Below are 18,953 nucleotides of genomic sequence, written 5' to 3'. Positions count from 1 at the left end.
CAATCGATATGAAAAAGAAATTATCAGGCATTCTGTCCGTAATCTTAGCCACAGCCGTCGTAGCAGGTTGCGGAGCAGGACAGTCGACTACAGACACAAACGCTACCAATAAAGCGCAAACGGTTGAGGCAAGAGCATCACAACCCGATACAAAAGGGACAGAGGCGCCTGTGTATCCTCGAACCATCAAGCATGCGATGGGGGAAGTCACACTGGAGAAAAAGCCGGAGCGTGTCGCTTCTGTCGATATCATGGGAACAGATTACTTCCTCGTGCTAGATTTTGCTCCGATTGTATCGGAAGGCTATGAGTCGACCAAAAGCAAGTCACCCATTTTTGCGAAGTATGCGGAAGGGAAAACGGTGAAGGATCTGGGTGGAAAAACAAATTTGGAGACTTTGTTGGAGATGGACCCAGAGGTTATTGTCATGACAAGCACCGGAAAAGGCTCCAGATTTGAGGAATTCAACAAAATGGCTGATTCCATCGTCATTGATTTCTCAGTGGATGCACCCACCCGCCTCATGAAAATAGCTGAAGTTATTGGCAAAGAAGATAAGGCGAAGCAAGTTTTGGCGGATTTTGATAAGCTGAAAAGCGAAGCAAAAGCAGCAGCAGACAAACATAAAGGAGAAACGGTGCTATTCCTCGTTTCCAATGGCAAGGATTTTACGGTGATGCATCCCAAAAACTTCCCGATTTACTATGAGGAAGTGGGACTAACGACGATAGCAGAATTGCCCGAGGATGGAAAGATTGGGGGGCGTATCGGAATCGAGGCGTTGAGTGAGCTCGCTCCCGATCATATCTTTATTGCTGAGAACCGCCGATCAGCGAAAGCGGAGGAGCCGGAAGGGTTGATTCATATTTGGAAGGATCATCCTGTCTGGAAAAACCTCAAAGCAGTGAAAAACAACCAGGTTTACAAGATGGATACACTCGCGGGCGATACGTTCTTCCTGGGGGAAATTGCTGGATTGGAAGCCATTAAGAACAATCTCGGCAAATAGAAATTCTCCCTGAAGTTCGTAACCATATAAGAAGCACTCTACAAGATTAGTAGAGTGCTTTTTTTCATTTCCGATTATCTGATTCCGTATAGGCAGAGGAGATAGCTTGTGTTGCTTGTGCCAATTGGATTCGTGCTGGGTTTTTCACTTCTAAGGTCATAACGGACATGATGACTGTATGCATCGTTACGAAAAAATAGGTTCAAAAAAAGATGTTTTTCAAAAGGGGTGATTCCACGAAAAATCGTTTCTCCTTCTCATATAAGAAAAAATAGAAAGTAGTTAGAAACGATATGTATTACACTGCCATTCACGCTCTCTTTCGTATGTCATCGAGCCGACTGTTGTCCTCTCGATTGCTTTTATTATACGGAAAAAAGCGGAAAGCACGCAAAAGTGCGGAAGCTTCATTTGCGTCGATTTACAGCCGGAATAGATCGTTTTTGCCAGTAGAAGACACTCGCTCTTTTTGTTAATCGCTGTGGCTCACCGGCAATCACGATTCGGTGAGAGGTCTTCTTTATTTTCTCATCCATTTCTAATCTGTCTCTTTTTTCTCTCAGCTGCCCTTTTTATGAGTAAGGAGATCAAACAACCAGTCGAAAAAAGGAGCGAGATCCTATGAAATAAGTAGTCATGACCACGATAGGAGCACCTTTAATTAAGTAGAGGGTCGGTTTTTTTGTGCCAGGGCCTCTATAAATTCGATCGCTTCTTGAACCGCAGGTATTTTTCGGACATTCTCTTCGGCAAACTGCTGAGCTTGCGGATAGTTCGTAGAAGCGATTAGTTTTGCAGCAGCTTCTACGTCATAGGGTGTAAAGCGATGCTCATAGCTGTCACCATCAAGCAATAACCAGTATGCCCCCGGTTTGTCGGCATACGGCATGCCCACACTTCCGGCATTGAGAATACGCAGATCGCTAAGGCGACGTTCAAATTGGATATGTGTATGACCACAGATGACTGTTCGTTGTTGCGTCCCCTCAAAGTAAACGGCCACAATTGCATCCGGAGTGAGTGGAGTGAAAATATCTTCATCATTGGTGGGAATCGCGTGGCAGAATAGCACGTCCTCGAAATCTTCTCGATTTAACGTATAGGTAAGAGGGAGTTGCGCCAGAAAGTCACGATCAGAGCGGCTCAATTGCTCCGCAACCCATGACGTGATTTCTCGGACAGAATCGGACAATTCCAAGGTCTGAGCCTCTCCGTCAAATGTGAGAAGTACTTCACGCTCGCCATTACCACGGATGAATTGCACGGGTGTATCCAATTGGAACAGCAGTTCAAGTGTTTGGACGGGCATCGGGCCTGAGATCGTATCACCCCCGATGACAATAAGATCAGGCTTCACTGATTCCAGTTCTACCAATATAGCCTGTAGTGCAGGGGCATTCCCGTGAATGTCATACAGAGCTGCCACTTTCATCTCACATCGCCTCCCGTTCATTCCTGATTGATCTTCAAAATCGTATTTTCAATGATCCGATTTGAACCTATAATGTATCTTGGGCATATCCTCTAAGTTGTGGTATAATTTGGGAGCCAAATTACGATTAAGGAGTATGGATGATGGAAAAAAAACTAATCTTCGGTCATAAAAATCCAGACACAGATTCCATTTGTTCAGCACTTGTGTACGCTGACTTGAAAACAAAATTGGGCGCGAATGTAGAGCCTGTACGCCTCGGTGTAATCAGCAGCGAAACAGCGTTTGTGTTGAATTACTTCCAAGTAAAAGAGCCGCGCCTCGTAGAAACAGTGGCAAATGAAGTAAATGAAGTCATCCTTGTAGACCACAATGAGCGCCAACAAAGCGCAAATGACATTGAGAAAGTGCAAGTGGTAGAAGTGATCGACCATCACCGTATTGCGAACTTTGAGACGAGCAATCCTCTCTACTTCCGTGCCGAGCCGGTTGGATGCACGACTACCATTTTGAAGAAAATGTACAAAGAAAACGGCGTAGACATTCCAAAAGAGATGGCGGGCTTGATGCTTTCTGCTATCATTTCGGATACGTTGCTGTTGAAATCCCCAACTTGCACGGAGCAAGATGTAGCGGCTGCTCATGAGCTGGCTGAAATCGCAGGTGTCAATCTGGAAGCATACGGTCTGGACATGCTCAAAGCGGGGGCAGACCTGAGCGACAAAACAATCGAACAATTGCTCACATTGGATGCAAAAGAGTTCCAAATGGGCAATGCGAAAGTAGAAATCGCGCAAGTCAATGCAGTAGATGTCAATGATGTACTTGCACGCCAAAGCGAATTGGAAGCAGCTATGAACGCAAACATCGCTGAAAAAGGTTTGGACCTGTTCGTGTTTGTTGTAACGGATATCTTGAACAACGATTCTGTTGCGATCGCTCTTGGTAGCGCAACACAAGCGGTAGAAAAAGCGTACCAAGTAACATTGGTGGACAACAAAGCTGTTCTGAAGGGCGTTGTCTCCCGTAAGAAGCAAATCGTACCGGTATTGACTGATACATTCCAAGCTCTGTAAAAAAGAAAGGTGGCTGCCATGCACAGGATGCGGGCAGCCATTTTTTATTTTTACATTCCTTGAGAAGGGTTGTTGTGCATCTGGAACAAGTTTTGCTGGGCATAAGCATCGTCACTGTAATGGGTGATGGCATGTTTATCTCTCGCTTTGAGGCTAAGCAGCCCTGTTAATCCCCATCCGGCACCGACTACGGCTACAATGAAACCGATGATATAGAGCATCGAAGTCCCCCCTTGTATGGCGTTATCTCTATTTTAACAAATTATGGATAGAGAGTAACGACAATTTTATGCTGAAAATGTGTTTGACATTGACGGTCCGTAAATGTGTACGATCAATTTGTCAGGAGGAATGAACATGGAATACACGGTGCAAAAGCTAGGACTCCTGGCGGGTGTCAGCACCCGGACGCTCCGATACTACGATGAAATTGACCTTCTCAAGCCGGCGAGAATCAATTCGTCAGGGTATCGCATTTACGGACAGCTTGAGGTTGATCGATTGCAGCACATCCTTTTTTACCGCGAGCTGGGTGTGAGCTTGGAGGAGATCAAGGAGATCCTGGATTCACCAACCTTTGATGCTGACCGAGCACTGTGGGAGCACCGCGAGAAGCTCCTGGAAAGGCGAGCGCAATTGGATGCGTTAATCGCCAATGTCGATTTGACATTAGCACAAAGAGAGGGGACCAAAACGATGAGTGACCAACAAAAATTTGAAGGCTTCAAGCAAAAGATGATTGATGAGAATGAAGAGAAGTACGGGGCAGAAATTCGAGCGAAATACGGAAATGACCAAATCGAAAAATCGAATCAGATGGTCAAAGGCATGACAGAAGAACAGTATGCCGCGCTGGAGAAATTGAACGCAGAGCTGCACGATACATTGGCGCAGGCTTTTTCGACAGGTGATCCTGCTCATGAATTGGCGCAAAAAGCAGCAGATCTTCACCGTCAATGGCTCAGCTTTTACTGGGACAGTTACAGCAAAGAAGCGCACGCAGGTGTTGCCCAGATGTACGTCGATGACCCGCGCTTTACTGCTTACTATGACAAGGAACAGCCAGGTGTAGCCGAGTTTCTCCGCGATGCAGTGGTCATTTATACCAGCAAGTAAAGAGTTTTCAAACAAAGAAGCTGCGAGCAAGGCAGCTTCTTTGCGTTTTACGCTTCGTTATCCCCACCTACTGCAGGAAAAAGCTTTTGTCCCAAGGGTGTTGGCAAGCCATCCATGCTTACTACGTTGTTTTCCTTTTGATAAGCAAGCAGTTCCTGTTCGTCTTTAGCCAAAGTCCATTTCTGAAGGGTGTCGCGTTCTTTTGAGTAGGAATAGAAGGGGATAGCCCAGCCGCAAGAAGTCTTTACTTCCTGTACGTTTACGGTAATGATTTGACGAGCACCGGGCAGAAGCGGGAAGTCTTTTACGAGCTCATCCCACCGAGGCGAATCTGGGAGAATAACCGTTCCTTTGCCGAATAAGCGCATGATGAGAGGAGGGCCTTCAAATGCACAAAACATGAGAGTAATCCGGCCATTTTCCTGTAGATGAGCACTGGTTTCGTTTCCGCTTCCAGTCAGGTCTAAATAGGCCACCTCGGTAGGCGATATGATGCGAAAGGAATCGTACCCTTTCGGTGAAAGATTCACGTGACCATCTGTGTCCATAGGAGCAGAGGCAACGAAGAACATTCGCTGCTTCTTGATAAACTTCTCATGCTCAGGTCGTAACTCAGAGAAAAGCTGACCCATTTTGCACCCCTCCAGGTAAAGGAATTGTTTTTACTACCCTCATATTACGATGAAAATATGAAGAATTTGTGTTGATATTCCCAGTACGTCCCAAATTGATGATAAAGTATAAATATTCTTGCAACAAAATCACCTTTGAAAAGGAGGAGCATTTACATGCAATCATCACAGCCAATTTACTTAGGGGAGCGCATCCATTTAATAGACGGTTTCGATATGGGCTGGGCGGAACGCACGGGGACTTATGTCATCGCTGAAGAAGAACTGACTTTGGTTGAAACAGGGCCAAGCCCCTCCGTCCCATACATCAAGACCGGCCTCGCCAAGCTCGGTTTTACCCCGGAACAAGTAAAATACATTATTGTGACGCATATTCATTTGGATCATGCGGGAGGAGTGGGACTTTTTCTACAGGATTGTCCAAACGCAAAGATCGTCGTCCATCCAAAAGGTGCACGTCACCTCGTTGATCCAAGCCGACTGATCGCAGGGGCGAGAGCGGTGTACCATGATGATTTTGATCGATTGTTTGATCCGATTGAAGCTGTTCCCGAAGAGCGGATTTTGATTCGTGGAGACGGGGATACATTAAAGATCGGGGCGAATTGCATGTTGGAGTTTCTGGATTCGCCAGGGCATGCAAATCATCACTTCAGCATCTACGATCCCGTTAGCCGCGGCATGTTCACAGGTGACACGGCAGGTGTCCTTTATCCGCAGCTTAAAAAGGATGGTATACACCTCGTGCTGCCATCTACTTCTCCGAATCAGTTTGACCCGGATGCCATGTTAGCGTCTCTACGTCGATTTGAAGCGCGCAAGCTGAATCGCATTTACTTTGGTCATTTTGGGATGTCTGAACAGGTAGACGATGTGTACCGCCAAATACGTGAGTGGCTCCCCGTGTTTGTGGCGGAAGGAGAATCAACACTTGCTGCTGGACAAACATATGCTGATCTGTCTCGTAAGTTATTGGAACGAGTCTCGGAGCATCTACAGTCACAAGGCATCAATGATGACCACGAAGTTTTCGAAGTACTCAAGCTGGATTTACAGGTGTGTGCCATGGGCATTCTGGATTATTTGCACAAACGAGGGTAAAAGCTTTGCCAAAAGCATTCTATTTGCCTGAACTTTTTGTTCAGGCGTTTTCATTTTTAGCAGGCAAGAAAGTATTGGCTTACGTGTTTGTCATTCTTTTTTCATCCAAGGAATGCTATGATGTAGGATGAGTCATGGACTGTGACAATTTCAAACGTAACAGCAAATAGGTGCCTCGTCTTTTCTCAAAAAGATCGGGTGAAAAGGGAAGTCGGTGAAAATCCGACGCGGTCCCGCCACTGTAAATCGGCTCGTTCCTCAGCCGTAAGCCAGGAGACCTGCCTGTTTGTTTTTGTGCCTGTTGCCTTCGCGGAAAGGATCGGCCTATTTCAGGAAGCAGACCATCCTGTCTGTTTGCCCTGAGGTGCCGACCCTTTGATTTCCGAATGGAAGCAAGGGTCGCTTTTTTTATTGGAAGGTACAGTCAATCAGACACGCAGAAAGGAAGTTCTACATATGAAACGTTCATTGCGATTCATGATCCCACTACTAGTTGCGGCGAGCCTCGCAGGTTGTGCGGGTAACGATAACAGCCAGCCAGCACCTGGTGGACAAACAAGTGCACCGCAAGAGAATACAGCCGAGCAGTCTGCAAAACAAACAACGTATCCGTTGACAGTCAAGGATGCGACAGGAAAAGAAGTAACCTTTGCAAAAGCTCCTGAGCGAATCGTCTCCACATCACCTGCCGAGACAGAGATTTTGTTCGCATTAGGCTTGGAAGATCGGATCGTAGCTGTCTCAGACTATGATGATTATCCAGAAGCGGCGAAGACAAAACCGAAAATTGGCGGCGTCGTCAAACCGAATGAAGAAGCGATTCTCGCTCAAACGCCAGATATGGTCGTCGGTGGGATTTCGATGGAGAAGCCAGTGGCTGACAAGCTCAAATCTCTCGGGATGCCCGTCTACATTACCCATCCGACAAAGATGGATGACATCCTAAACAATGTGTTGGCGATGGGAGTTATCACTAACAAACAAGAACAAGCCGAAAAAGTTGTCGCGCAAATGAAGAAAGATATCGCGTACGTTCAAGAAGCAGTGAAAAATGTAAAACCAGAAGAGAAGAAAAAGGTATACCTTGAGTTTTCCCCAGGCTGGACAGTCGGAAAAGGTGAATTCATGGACGAGCTCATCACACTGGCTGGAGCGACGAACATTGCTTCTGATACACAGGGCTGGAATCCGATCAGTGAAGAAAAGATTTTGCAAAACGATCCAGACGTCATTTTGTATGCGAGCGGAATTACCGATGAAAAGACTGGCGTCAAGCTGGAGGATATGATTGCCAAGCGTAATGGCTGGGATAAAATGAAGGCGATTCGTGAAAAACAAATCTTTGGCATGGACCAAAATATTTTGTCCCGTCCTGGTCCGCGTATTACACAAGGCTTGATTGAAGTAGCGAAGGCGATTTACCCTGACTTGGTGAAATAAAATGAAGAAACGATTGTTCATATGGGGAGGAGCCAGCTGTCTCGTCCTTCTGGCTTCAATAGTCATCAGTATCTCGATGGGGGCGGCACACCTTCCCATTTCGCAAGTATGGCTCATCCTGCTCCACCAAATCTCGGGCTTGTCTGAGTGGATCACCGTAACGTGGCCGGAGTCATCTGAGCAAATTGTCATGAAGGTTCGTTTTCCACGCGTTGTATTGGCTGTTTTGATTGGTGCTTGCTTGTCACTTGCGGGAGCGGGCTTTCAGGGAGTTTTGCGTAATCCGCTCGCCGATCCGTTTACGATGGGCGTGGCATCAGGTTCTGCTGTCGGAGCAGCCTTTTTGATCCTGTTTGGCTTACAAATCAGCTTTTTGGGTGCATGGAGCACGCCTGTTGTCGCTTTTCTTACAGGACTGCTCAGTTTATGGATCGTACTGGGACTCGCGAACACGCAAGGAAAGCTGCAAACGGAGACCCTGATTTTGTCTGGTGTTGTGGTGCAGGCTTTTCTCGGCTCACTCGTTTCCTTTATGGTGTCGCTATCGGATCAGACGGTGAATGAGATCGTGTTCTGGCTGATGGGCAGCTTGTCATTTCGGGGCTGGGCCTTCACGTATGTCTTGATTCCGTACTTGGTCATAGGCGGAATGGTGCTGGTAAGCTATGCGCGTTCCTTGAACCTATTTGCGTTAGGCGAGCGGCAGGCTGCGCATCTCGGCGTCCATGTAGATCGAACGAAGCTGGTGGTTCTGGTCGTTTCGACACTCCTGACGGCAGCGGCGGTTTCTATCGCGGGAATTATCGGGTTCGTTGGCCTGGTGGTACCGCACCTCGTCCGTATGCTTGTCGGTCCTGACTATCGAATTTTACTGCCGATGGCTGCGATCTGCGGTGGTATCTATGTGCTGTGGGCTGATACTCTCGCCAGAATGCTGCTAAGTCCAACGGAAATCCCGCTCGGTGTCGTGACTGCATTTCTGGGTGCACCGTTTTTCGCGTATTTATTGAAGCAAAATAAACGCTTTAGGAAGAGGTAACGTATGCAATGATCAATGTGCACAGCTTGCAAAAATCGTATCAGGATACGCCAGTTTTGCACGGAATCGATTTTTGCGTGGACAAGGGAGAATTTTTTGGCATTATCGGACCAAATGGAAGTGGTAAATCCACCTTGCTGAAAATGATTTCAGGGGTCATCAAGGCAGATGCAGGAGATATTTTGCTTCAGGAGAAAAAGCTTCATTCCTATCCGCGCAAAGAGCTTGCCAAAATACTGGCTGTATTGGAGCAAGAGGGTTTGCCGCCAGTCGGCTTTCGTGTCCGAGAGGTGTTGGAGATGGGGCGCTTTCCATACCAAAATTGGCTGGGGGAAGAGAAGCAGGATGTCGCATCGCTCATTGATGAAATCGTACAGATGCTCGGCCTTGAACATTTGGAAGAGCGCACACTGGATCAGTTGAGTGGTGGGGAAAAGCAACGCGTAGCTTTGGGGAAGGCATTGATCCAAAGACCTCAAGTGCTGTTGCTCGATGAACCCACGACTTACCTCGATATCGGGTACCAGATTCAGCTTATGGACATCGTGCGCAAATGGCAAAAGACGACCCAGGTGACGGTCATTGCTGTGCTGCACGATCTGAATCTGGCCTCCCTCTACTGCGATCGTATTTTGATGCTGCATAAAGGAAAGCAGATAAGCGTCGGCACACCAAAAGACATTTTGCAAAGTGACAGAATAGAGGCTGTATACGGAACCAGACCGATTGTCATGGAGCATCCTGTCCATCATTTGCCGCAAATTATATTGCAATCGCAAGTGTAAGGAGAAAGAAGCATGATCGTACTGATAACAGGTGGAGCACGCAGCGGAAAAAGCACGTTTGCCGAAAAATACGCGGCACATTTGGGCTCCTCAGGTGTTTACATCGCGACCGCGCCAATCACCGATGAGGAAATGGAAGAGCGGATCATGCACCATCGCGACCGCCGCTTGCAGTCCAACTTTCCTTGGCAAACGATTGAGGAGCCGTATGCATTGACAGAATGGCTGACGAAGCTCGGAGCACAAAAGGACATACAAGAACAGCAGACAGTGATTTTGATTGATTGCTTGATCCTCTGGCTTTCCAATTGGCTTTTGCATGATCAGGAGGAGCAGTCGTTTGAGGGTGTGCTCCAGCAGGTGGATGTGCTGGTAAACAAGCTAAAAGACTACCATGGCACCGTTTTGCTGGTGACAAACGAAGTGGGCGACGGACTCGTCCCACAACATCCGTTAGGCCGTATGTTCCGAGACTTGGCGGGGCTGATGAATCAGCGTGTGGCAGCTGTTGCCGATCAAGTTTTTCTTGTCACAGCAGGGATTCCGGTGGAACTAAAAGGACAAGCTTTCCGATTTTAACGCGGTGAAAAGACGGTTTCGAGTCGTCTTTTCACCTTTTTTATGATATAATACAAGAAAAGCCATGGAAGGGATCAGGATACCATGCGTCCCCATAGGACGATCTGGAAACGTTTTGACCTCTCCTACATCTAGCTTCGTAGTAGTCGATCGTCACTGAAGACGACTAATCTACTACGAAAGCGAGGCCATTTGTATGAATAGCGACTTATACTTGCGATGTTCCTCGGTAGTCGGTTGGTCGTCTGTGCCTAAACCGACAAAAATGCGAGGAAACCATGATGAGGAGAGCGCTGCAGTTATCTAAGCGTTATAGTATGATTTTGTTTGGAGCTTGTTTACTTGCTTTTGCGTATTATCACATTAACTTTCAGAACCATTTGTCTGAAGGTGGGTTTGTTGGCTTGGGGTTACTGGCGAAATACGCCTTTGACTTGTCGCCAGCGATGGTGATGCTTTTGCTGGATATTCCACTGTTTTTGGTTGCCTGGTTAGTAAGAGGCCGCCAGTTCATTTGGGACACCATTTTTGCATCACTTGCTTTTACCGTGTTTTACGATTTGTTTGAACGATTTTCACCGATTGTCATGGATATGAGCAGAATGATGCCGCTGGCGTCTGTCTTGGCCGGTGTATTGACCGGGCTAGGTACCGGATTGGTTCTGCGCTATGGAGCTGCGACAGGTGGAGACGATATTTTCTCCCTGTTGATCAGTAAGTACACGGGATTGTCCATTGGTACGGTCTTTCTTTTACTGGACGTTATTGTGCTTTGCATGTCGTTCTGGTTCGTACCGATGAAAGAGATGATGTATACCATTTTGGCCGTTGTCATTTCCAGCCAAGTCATCACCTGGACCGTCAATCATGGTGCAGGCGTGGAGGTCATGGAAGAGGAGCACGGGCATGGCAGCGTCTCGATGACCCACCAGTAATGAGTAGATATTCAGTTGAAAAACATGCCTATACAAAAGCAAGCAAAAGGCCAAGTCGGTTTTCATGTCGACTTGGTCTTTTGAGTGTTTATGACCGTTTTTGTACATAATATCCTGCTTTCCTAGTGGATACTAACCAACACAGATACTATCGATGGAAAGGACCTGCCATGAGCGATCCGTTTTTTAGCAACTATAAAGCATTCGTCGTCATACCGGCGGATGAGAAGCAAATGGGACCGGAGCCTTTTAGCCCGAACGATTACGCTAGCCATTTCATCCTGACGTTTTCGTTGTACGATGCGGTTATTTCCTCTTGGAAGGAAGCGACAAAGTATAAAGTGCAGGCAAAAAAAGGGCTGTCGAATGTGATCGAGGGTTTCAACGCCAAACGCCGCGGTACAGCCCGTTTGCATCTGTTGGAAATGGAAGAAGACCAGGCATATTTCGTCTTGGCCTTGTCGTTGAAAATCCAAAAGGACAATGAAAAAGCGGTCATGGAGACGATCACCAATCTGCTGGACAAAGATTTCGCTACCGACTTGTTGATCGGCGAGACCTGGTATCAGATCATTGGTGCCAAAGGGAAATTCGAGCGGAAGCTATTTTCCTACAATGTCCAGCCGTACGATTATCGCCCGAAGTAATCTGCTAGGGCTTCCGTAATCGCCTGGGCAGCTTTGTCCTGATAGGACGATGAACGGACGATGCCTTCATCCTTTGGATTCGATAGAAAGCCAAGCTCAATTAAGACGGACGGATCATTGTTTTCGCGCAGGACGTGATAATTGCCGAATGAAATGCCGTTGCTTCTTAAACCGATGCCACCTGCCAAGCGAGACTCAATCGCTCGAGCTAATGGCTCATCCTTGTCTTGCGAATAATAAAACGTGAGGGTACCGCTATTTGGCTTCACAGAAGAATTGTAATGGATGCTAATGAAGGCATCTGCTCCCTTTGATTCGCTAAAAGCGACACGCTGCGCTAGCGAAGGCTTTTCTGTGTCACTTGTCCTCGTCATGAAGACTTGCGCACCCCGTTGTCGCAGCTTGCTGGCGAGCAGCATGGCCGTTTTGTAATTCAACGTTTTTTCCATGCTGTTCCACTTCGTTCCCTGTGTCCCGACATCGGAACCGCCATGTCCCGGGTCGATGACGATGACTTTTCCTTTTAAGCCTGGCGATTTGGTGCTTTTGGTCACCGGAGCGTTGGCCTTGGCATCGCCAATATATGTCGCAGACACCCAGCCTGTCTGTCCATTGGAAGTTCTCGCTTGGATCCAGTCACCTTGCTTTTTCAAAATATCTACACGGGTTCCTCTAGGTAGCGAGAGGACAATCTCATGGCTCGTGCTTGGTCCTTTGCGCATTCGAAGCGAATCGGCCAAAACCGTACCTTGCTGGCCTTTGACAGTGGCTGTTTTGGCTGGTGAAGAAGCTGAACCCGCACTCGTTACCGCTCCTTTTTGCAAGTAATACCCCGCGACCCAGCCTACCTTTTGATTGTATCTAATTTTTGCCCAACCATATGCTTCATCCGTAATGGTCACGACGGCTCCTTGCGGCACGGTAGCGACAACAGAGGCATTGGGGGCTGGTTCACTGCGAACGTTCAGAGAGGTCGCGACCACCTTTGCCTGAATGACACTTGCTGCTTGCGCCGGCTCCGTATGAAACGGCCATGACAGAATAAGCCATAGCCCACATAGGAGAGACGCTTTTTTACATGTTGTTTTCATCATTTCTACCTCTGACTTGGATTAGCTATATCTCACCTGAACTATGATAAGGGAAATGCAGGAAATCGAATAGGGTATGATTTCCTGATTTTTTGGGACAATTAAAATGGAGTTTCGGTATATCTTGCCAAGGCGTTCGTTGCCGACTCTGCCATTCGCTGTTTGAGCTGATCGTTTTCTACTACTTTTACCCGCAGGCCGAGAAAACGAATGCGTGATAAAATAAACTCCTGTTCGTCGGAAAGAAAGTGCAGGGTGATCGTGTACACCTGCGATTCTGGGTCAAAAGCGACCTCTTTGTCAAAGCAAGAAAACGCGTACAATATGCGCTGGAGCTCAGCGTTGTAACGACGGATGACCACAATTTTTGCCATCTGCTTGCGCTGTTGGATCTGTTCCAAAATAGCCGGTAAAAAACTGTCATACCATACATCTTCTATGTAAAGCTCATCGACGGAGCGAATGAGATGCAGCGGAGTCGTGATCAGGCGATTGGTAGACATGTTTAGCCAGATCAGGTACCAGGCCTTCTTGGCAAGTGAATATTCCAGCTTGTAGGGAACCCCTCGTTGATTGCGAAAAACCGGGCCTTTGTTCGTGGCTGCGGTTATTTTTATGTGATTCTTGCCGAGAATGATTCGTCGCAGGGGGCGCACGAGTGGGCTCCAGAGCTGTTTGGCCTGTGTTTGCGCTTTTTCCACGAATCGTTCTTGTTCGGTCCATTCATTTTCTGGCGTATGTGTCAAACGGCGAAGCTTATCGAGTGTAGCGGGCTCGAAAATTTCTGCCGCAGACGGATTCGCCAGCATCAGGGAGAGCCACGCTTTTTCGTGTGAGGTGACTGGATAAACCCCCGCTTCATCCAGTCGTGTCACTAGTTGGTAATTATGTATCTTGTCAAACAGATTCATAGTAGGCGAGCAGCTCCTCCCATTCTTTTTGGAATTGCTTGCGAAGAAACAGCGGTTCAAGAACTTCCACGCTCGAACCGAAGCTGCGAATCCATGGTGTAATTTCCATCGTGCTGTTCACGTTTATCTCGTATACAAAGCTCTCCCGTGATTCTTCTGTCACAATCCCCCATTGACCCTGTGCCTCCACTCGCTCTTGGATAAAGGAATGAGGCGTGTCGCGAGGCTGAAAAAAGCGAAGGCGTACCGTTACGAGTTTTCCGGTATCAATCAGCCAACTGTGCGCAATACGCTCATCTGCACTTGCTTGCAAGGAAGTGAAGATTTCCGGCGTAACGGATTTGCCTGTTACGAGCTTGGTCATACCTTCCACACGGTATTTGCGCAGCGGACCATTGCCGCATCCTTGTGCCAGCAAGTACCATCTGCCGTATTGATGATCAAAAATAACCCGGAGTGGAATTGCTTTTTGATGTTGCCCTGTTGTATCCCGTTGGAAAGTCGGATTCGTATTTTGAGAATCGTAAAACTTCCGGCGTTTGGGCGTGTAGTAGTGAAATTCAACGATTTTTCGCTGACGAATGGCTTCCGTGAGAAGTAAAGCTTGATATTCATCGAGAATACGTGAGACGAAATGATATTTGTATAAAAACGCAGATGCATCGGTTAACTTCAAGCGATGCTTGAGATAGCGTTTCACTTTTTCTTGCAGAAGATAACCAGGGACAGCCGGTAGTTGGGTATTGGCCATGAAGTCGATGAAATCGTACAGATCCAAAAGCTCATCGTCCGTCAATGAGTCCAGTAGCTCGTCATCGAATTGATAAACGTACGGTCTGACCTCACTAACATTTTTTATCACACCAATTTCTTCGAGGTATTTCATGTCCTGGCGGATTGTTTTTTCATCGGGCTCTGTATCTACAAACGTCTCCAGTAATTCTTTAATGGAGAGGGGCTGTTGTTTAAGCTTTTCCAAGATGTGCGAAAGTCGCTCTACTTCCGAATCCTTCAATGATTTCGCATGGTACAAAAACATCAAGAAATTGTCCGTCACCTCAAAATAGTTGTAACGAAGCTGCGTGTAATACTCTTTTTTCTCCTCATCGCCGACATGCTGATAAAAGGTCGATTGGATGTCCTTCAGCTTTTTCATCGTTTTATCAAGCGTATGAACGGAGATCCCGAGTCGCTCGGCTAACTGTTGCCGATTGTAGGCACCAGCGGTTAAAAACAGGAGACGGAGCAATTGCAGCTCTTTGTCAAAGCTTTCGCGTGCCATTACACTCATCCTTATTCACTCGTCATTTATTTCCAAATTAGTCCTCATATTACGAAGAGGCTGGAGAGAAGTCAATGAGAAAGTGAGGTTCGTAATACTTTTACCATGTTCAAATCACATGCGCAGATGGAAAATAAGGGTATGAAAAACAGCGCAGCTGTGAGAGACAGGAGAAATAATGATGAAAACAATTTTGCATGGAAACAACCATCGTGAAGTGAAGCTGGAGCATGGAAATGTGCACGTTTTTGCGAATGACGAAGTCTTTGCGAGCTTCGGTGAACGCGTATACCAAATGGCAGACAATAATTTGCGTATTCCGCGAAATGTTTATTTCTCGTATACCCCTGATGCGCATGTAGGCGTTGGGACTTGCATTGGGACGACAGCGGTTTGGAATCTGTCGGATGGATTTGTCTCGCCATCCATCGTCGGATCAGACATTGGATGTGGAATGCGTGTGCATCTGACTCCCTTGCATCGAGACGACCTCAAAGACAAGAGCCTAAAGCGGGCATTGATCGAGGCGATCGAAGCGTACGTCCCGACAAACGAGCGGGGAAATACGCATTTTACGGATATTCGCTTGGAGGAAGTGGTGAAGCATGGCTTACAAGGACTGCCGAGCAACTACATTCCAGACACAGAAGCAGCGCCTGACACCTTTAGCCGTTCTTTCTCGCATGTGGAAAAGTACACATTTGAATTCGACCATTCCTTCCTGGAGCAAATACCGCAAAAATCTTGGAGTCGTGCCTGGGGCCAGTTGGGAACATTAGGGGGCGGTAACCACTTTATTGAAATCCAGCATATCGAGATCGCGGAGGAGAACAGGGAAATTGCGAAAGCGTGGGGACTGTTCGACGGCCAGGTCGTCATCATGATTCATTCCGGTTCGCGGGCGTGGGGGGCTATGTTAGGGAGGGATTACACCAAAAGCTTCAAAGAAGTCATGTACAAATGGGGGATTCATAATCCCGAGCCAAGCCTGGTGTATGCTCCGATCCAAAGCGAGGAAGGGCAACAGTATTTGAATTTGATGTACTCCGCGCTGAACTTTGCGGTAACGAATCGGCATATGATTGGATTTTCAGTAGAGCAGGCGTTTCGCGATATTTTTGGTAGAGAGACGCGTACACCAGTGCTGTATGATCTGATGCATAATTACGCCTTGAAAGAATTCCATCGCAATTCGCCGGTGCTCGTCCACCGCAAAGGAGCGACAAAGGCGTTGCCAGCAGGCCATTTCCAAAATCCGAAGGCTTACCGTAAAACGGGACATCCAGCATTGATTCCAGGTTCTATGGGAACATCGTCCTATATCATGGTTGGATCGGAGGCTGGCGCCAAAAACTTTTATTCGATCTGTCATGGTGCAGGGCGTGTTCGTTCCCGCAAAGCAACCAAGGAGCTTGTGACCATCGATCAATTCGAGCAGGCAATGCGCGTGGGACAGGAAGATGAGATCATGGTGAATCACCGTTCGCTCGCTTCCATCCTTGATGAATGCCCGCAAGCCTATAAAGATGTGGATCAAATCATTGATTCCGTTGTGGGAGCAAATCTTGCCACTGTCGTAGCAAAATGTAACCCTCTTATTGCCATAAAAGGAGTATAATGAAGAGTGGCTTCCTGAAAATTTTGGGGGAGCCACCTTTTGTGATTTAACTTACACTAAAATACAGGAATTAAATTGTGAACAAATTGCTGAAAAGTTTCAAAAAATAGGTTCGAATGTAACATAAATTGCATCGCTTCCTCAACCGATACCAAAAGAGAGACAAAATAGGGGAGATAGGGGAACAGATATGCCTACATACTATTACTTCACCTGCCTAAAATGCCGAACCCGGGGGGGAGTTTTCGGCGAACAGGCCTGGGGCTGGGGAAACTTTGATATGATCGAGTCCTTCAAATACCTGGCTCACCACATCCGTACTTGCGGAGAAAATTCGATTCGCGTGATTTCTGAGGATGTAGATGATTATGTAGATCAGCTACACGGAGAGTACAACACCTTCCTTGAGCAAACGAAGCATATATTTCCGCATTCCAAGGATTGGGAGTTCCTTGATCGATGGAAAACACTAAAAGTAGAAGAAATGAAGCTAAAATGGGTCGAGGAAAACCGGATCATGCATCCAGATGATCGGATGAAAATATGCGGAGTGCTTGATGCCGTGGATATCTTGAAAGAAGGGGCGGGAAGAGTCTCGTTCAGTGCTAGTGTGACGGATGATGATGGGAAGGTGTGGAAAATCGTAGCGAATATGCGCGAATTACCCATCTTAAAACACACGTATATCATCATTGGCGTCATACAAGAGCATTCTATATTAGGAGAAGTCATCGAGGTGTACAAGATGATTCCACGAGTCTCTGTTCAGGAGGAAAGGGGTAACGATCATGATTCTGGAGACAATCGGGCAATTACTAATTAAAGTGCGCGAGGAAAATCCACTCGTTCATAATATAACGAACGTAGTTGTCACAAACTTTACAGCGAACGGCTTGTTAGCTCTCGGTGCATCCCCTGTCATGGCGTACGCCAAACAAGAGGTGGCAGATATGGCAAAGATCGCCGGAGCTCTTGTATTGAATATAGGGACATTGAATGAGCACGAGATCGAAGCGATGTTAATCGCAGGAAAATCCGCGAATCAGCATGGAGTGCCTGTTTTGTTTGATCCGGTGGGGGCGGGAGCAACATCGTATCGAACCGAGACAAGTCAACGTCTTGCCCAGGAACTAGATATAGCCCTCATAAGAGGAAATGCTGCCGAGATTGCGAACGTTATCGGGGAGCGGTGGGAGATTAAAGGTGTAGATGCGAAGGAAGCAGGCGGAGATGTCGAGGACCTAGCGAGAGCAGCAGCGAAAAAACTAAGAACAATCGTTGCGATTACGGGCAAGGTTGACGTTATTTCGGACGGAGAAACGACTTACTCGATCCATAATGGTCATCCAATCTTAACGAAGGTGACCGGAACAGGCTGTTTGTTAACGTCTGTTATGGGAGCGTTTGCAGCCATTGCAAAAGACAAGCTGATCGCAGGAGCTGCGGCATTGGTATGCTACGGTGTTGCTGCTCAGCTGGCAGCCGAGAAAGCAGCAGGAGTAGGTCCAGGCAGTTTCCAAATCGAATTTTTGAATGCCTTGCATAACTTGACCGCAGACGATGTTCGCCGTTTTGGATACATCGAAAAAAGGGAATAAAAATTCCCCTTTAAAAAAGGGGAGAAAAATGGCCGTAGAACGATTAAGCTAGATATGTTAGACAGTAGCTGTAATTTCGTAGTGAATAAGACAGCAGCTTCTTCTGATGCTCTGAGAGTGATAGGAATATAAATTCAACGTGATCATCATCGTATGGACGGACATAAAAACGGGAAATACCATGACAAATAATTTCTCTCTTTAACGTCAGTGCCACACTGGCGTCTGTTCGTATGTGCAATTCCACGCTGCGTACCCTCCTTGGACATTCAATAGAGTACCAAAAAAATACAAGGAAAAACAAGGTAATTATGTCTGAATCATGTCCAAGTTGTTACCGTTTTTTGGATGAAAACTGACAAGGAAAACGATTCAGAAAAGGCTAGCGAGGATTGCTGGGAAAGCACCCTGTACGAGAGAAAAAATTCGAGATGATTCCGGCCATTCTCCCTTTTTCCGTTGTGTTGTTTACTTTATTTCGAAGGCAGCGTACGAGCTCCTGATCGCAGTGACAAGAGAAATAGCCGTGCTTTACATAGCATTCATCATGCCTCTTGCAGCATCTGTCGACATTATCAATTGGCGCAGCCGGCCCGGAGCATCCAGGCCCACACCAGTTTCCGTACAAACAGGGGAAGCCTACTGAACGGTGTTTTCTTTT

At 47.0% G+C, this 18,953-nt stretch carries 20 protein-coding genes and 1 riboswitch; of the genes, 13 read left to right on the top strand and 7 right to left on the bottom strand.

The window, feature by feature from the left end; all coding sequences use genetic code 11:
* The first annotated feature begins 8 nt into the window (after window positions 1-8).
* Window positions 9-1,010 carry an ABC transporter substrate-binding protein gene (locus HP570_RS04495; RefSeq protein ID WP_173624995.1) on the top strand — a complete coding sequence of 334 codons (1,002 nt, stop codon included), beginning with the start codon at window positions 9-11 and terminating at the stop codon, window positions 1,008-1,010.
* Window positions 1,011-1,417: 407 nt separating this feature from the next.
* Here the strand turns inward: HP570_RS04495 and HP570_RS29770 are convergent, their stop codons facing one another.
* Window positions 1,418-1,546 (bottom strand): hypothetical protein, encoded by a 129-nt coding sequence (locus HP570_RS29770; RefSeq protein ID WP_256436200.1) that lies wholly within the window; start codon window positions 1,544-1,546, stop codon window positions 1,418-1,420.
* A 125-nt stretch (window positions 1,547-1,671) separates the two neighbouring features.
* Window positions 1,672-2,442 carry a metallophosphoesterase family protein gene (locus HP570_RS04490; protein WP_173624994.1) on the bottom strand — a complete coding sequence of 257 codons (771 nt, stop codon included), beginning with the start codon at window positions 2,440-2,442 and terminating at the stop codon, window positions 1,672-1,674.
* 143 nt (window positions 2,443-2,585) lie between these two features.
* On the opposite strand from HP570_RS04490, the gene HP570_RS04485 reads away from it, so the two are divergent.
* Window positions 2,586-3,518, top strand: a complete 933-nt coding sequence (locus tag HP570_RS04485) for a manganese-dependent inorganic pyrophosphatase (protein WP_142497538.1) — start codon at window positions 2,586-2,588, stop codon at window positions 3,516-3,518.
* A gap of 50 nt (window positions 3,519-3,568) precedes the next feature.
* Here the strand turns inward: HP570_RS04485 and HP570_RS04480 are convergent, their stop codons facing one another.
* Window positions 3,569-3,739, bottom strand: a complete 171-nt coding sequence (locus HP570_RS04480; protein ID WP_015892197.1) for a hypothetical protein — start codon at window positions 3,737-3,739, stop codon at window positions 3,569-3,571.
* Between the two features lie 136 nt (window positions 3,740-3,875).
* Here HP570_RS04480 and HP570_RS04475 point away from each other — a divergent pair, with 136 nt between their 5' ends.
* Window positions 3,876-4,634: a MerR family transcriptional regulator gene (locus HP570_RS04475; RefSeq protein ID WP_142497537.1), complete on the top strand. Its 759-nt coding sequence runs from the start codon at window positions 3,876-3,878 to the stop codon at window positions 4,632-4,634.
* Window positions 4,635-4,681: 47 nt separating this feature from the next.
* On the opposite strand, the gene HP570_RS04470 is transcribed toward HP570_RS04475, so the two are convergent.
* On the bottom strand, window positions 4,682-5,266 hold the full coding sequence (locus HP570_RS04470) for a pyridoxamine 5'-phosphate oxidase family protein (protein WP_015892195.1): 585 nt from the start codon (window positions 5,264-5,266) through the stop codon (window positions 4,682-4,684).
* A gap of 156 nt (window positions 5,267-5,422) precedes the next feature.
* Between HP570_RS04470 and HP570_RS04465 the strand changes: the two genes are divergently transcribed.
* The 7 genes from HP570_RS04465 (at window position 5,423) to HP570_RS04435 (ending at window position 11,792) form a co-directional block, all read left to right on the top strand.
* Window positions 5,423-6,367, top strand: coding sequence for an MBL fold metallo-hydrolase (locus tag HP570_RS04465; RefSeq protein WP_173624993.1), 945 nt, complete (start codon window positions 5,423-5,425; stop codon window positions 6,365-6,367).
* Window positions 6,368-6,518: 151 nt separating this feature from the next.
* Window positions 6,519-6,667: riboswitch (cobalamin riboswitch) on the top strand.
* A gap of 156 nt (window positions 6,668-6,823) precedes the next feature.
* Entirely contained in the window at window positions 6,824-7,807 is a 984-nt protein-coding gene (locus HP570_RS04460) for an ABC transporter substrate-binding protein (RefSeq protein WP_173624992.1), read from the top strand.
* 1 nt (window position 7,808) lies between these two features.
* The gene (locus HP570_RS04455; RefSeq protein WP_173624991.1) at window positions 7,809-8,846 is read left to right on the top strand and encodes a FecCD family ABC transporter permease; all 1,038 of its coding nucleotides are present in this window, start codon (window positions 7,809-7,811) and stop codon (window positions 8,844-8,846) included.
* Between the two features lie 8 nt (window positions 8,847-8,854).
* Window positions 8,855-9,631 carry an ABC transporter ATP-binding protein gene (locus tag HP570_RS04450; RefSeq protein ID WP_015892190.1) on the top strand — a complete coding sequence of 259 codons (777 nt, stop codon included), beginning with the start codon at window positions 8,855-8,857 and terminating at the stop codon, window positions 9,629-9,631.
* 12 nt (window positions 9,632-9,643) lie between these two features.
* Window positions 9,644-10,210 carry a bifunctional adenosylcobinamide kinase/adenosylcobinamide-phosphate guanylyltransferase gene (gene cobU, locus HP570_RS04445; protein WP_173624990.1) on the top strand — a complete coding sequence of 189 codons (567 nt, stop codon included), beginning with the start codon at window positions 9,644-9,646 and terminating at the stop codon, window positions 10,208-10,210.
* A gap of 278 nt (window positions 10,211-10,488) precedes the next feature.
* Window positions 10,489-11,145 (top strand): YitT family protein, encoded by a 657-nt coding sequence (locus HP570_RS04440; RefSeq protein ID WP_173624989.1) that lies wholly within the window; start codon window positions 10,489-10,491, stop codon window positions 11,143-11,145.
* A gap of 170 nt (window positions 11,146-11,315) precedes the next feature.
* A complete protein-coding gene (locus HP570_RS04435; RefSeq protein WP_142497531.1) occupies window positions 11,316-11,792 on the top strand; it encodes a hypothetical protein in 477 nt (158 codons plus the stop codon).
* On the opposite strand, the gene HP570_RS04430 is transcribed toward HP570_RS04435, so the two are convergent.
* From HP570_RS04430 to HP570_RS04420, 3 genes are all read right to left on the bottom strand, one after another.
* Window positions 11,777-12,883: an N-acetylmuramoyl-L-alanine amidase family protein gene (locus tag HP570_RS04430; protein ID WP_173625135.1), complete on the bottom strand. Its 1,107-nt coding sequence runs from the start codon at window positions 12,881-12,883 to the stop codon at window positions 11,777-11,779. The two genes, HP570_RS04435 and HP570_RS04430, sit on opposite strands and share 16 nt — an antisense overlap.
* A gap of 101 nt (window positions 12,884-12,984) precedes the next feature.
* The gene (locus HP570_RS04425; protein WP_173624988.1) at window positions 12,985-13,794 is read right to left on the bottom strand and encodes a WYL domain-containing protein; all 810 of its coding nucleotides are present in this window, start codon (window positions 13,792-13,794) and stop codon (window positions 12,985-12,987) included.
* Window positions 13,781-15,076: a helix-turn-helix transcriptional regulator gene (locus HP570_RS04420; protein ID WP_041749529.1), complete on the bottom strand. Its 1,296-nt coding sequence runs from the start codon at window positions 15,074-15,076 to the stop codon at window positions 13,781-13,783. The genes HP570_RS04425 and HP570_RS04420 overlap by 14 nt, the downstream gene beginning before the upstream one ends.
* Window positions 15,077-15,257: 181 nt before the next feature.
* On the opposite strand from HP570_RS04420, the gene HP570_RS04415 reads away from it, so the two are divergent.
* The 3 genes from HP570_RS04415 to thiM all read left to right on the top strand — a co-directional run bounded on the left by HP570_RS04415 (window position 15,258) and on the right by thiM (window position 18,292).
* Window positions 15,258-16,694 (top strand): RtcB family protein, encoded by a 1,437-nt coding sequence (locus tag HP570_RS04415; protein WP_173624987.1) that lies wholly within the window; start codon window positions 15,258-15,260, stop codon window positions 16,692-16,694.
* Between the two features lie 280 nt (window positions 16,695-16,974).
* Window positions 16,975-17,517: a hypothetical protein gene (locus HP570_RS04410; RefSeq protein WP_231850498.1), complete on the top strand. Its 543-nt coding sequence runs from the start codon at window positions 16,975-16,977 to the stop codon at window positions 17,515-17,517.
* Entirely contained in the window at window positions 17,483-18,292 is an 810-nt protein-coding gene (thiM, locus tag HP570_RS04405) for a hydroxyethylthiazole kinase (protein ID WP_173624986.1), read from the top strand. Before HP570_RS04410 ends, thiM begins: the two co-directional genes overlap by 35 nt.
* Window positions 18,293-18,953: the final 661 nt, after the last annotated feature.

Source organism: Brevibacillus sp. RS1.1, from assembly GCF_013284365.1.
GTDB classification, from domain to species: Bacteria; Bacillota; Bacilli; order Brevibacillales; family Brevibacillaceae; genus Brevibacillus; species Brevibacillus brevis_D.
This window is presented reverse-complemented; position numbering and strand designations above follow the sequence as displayed.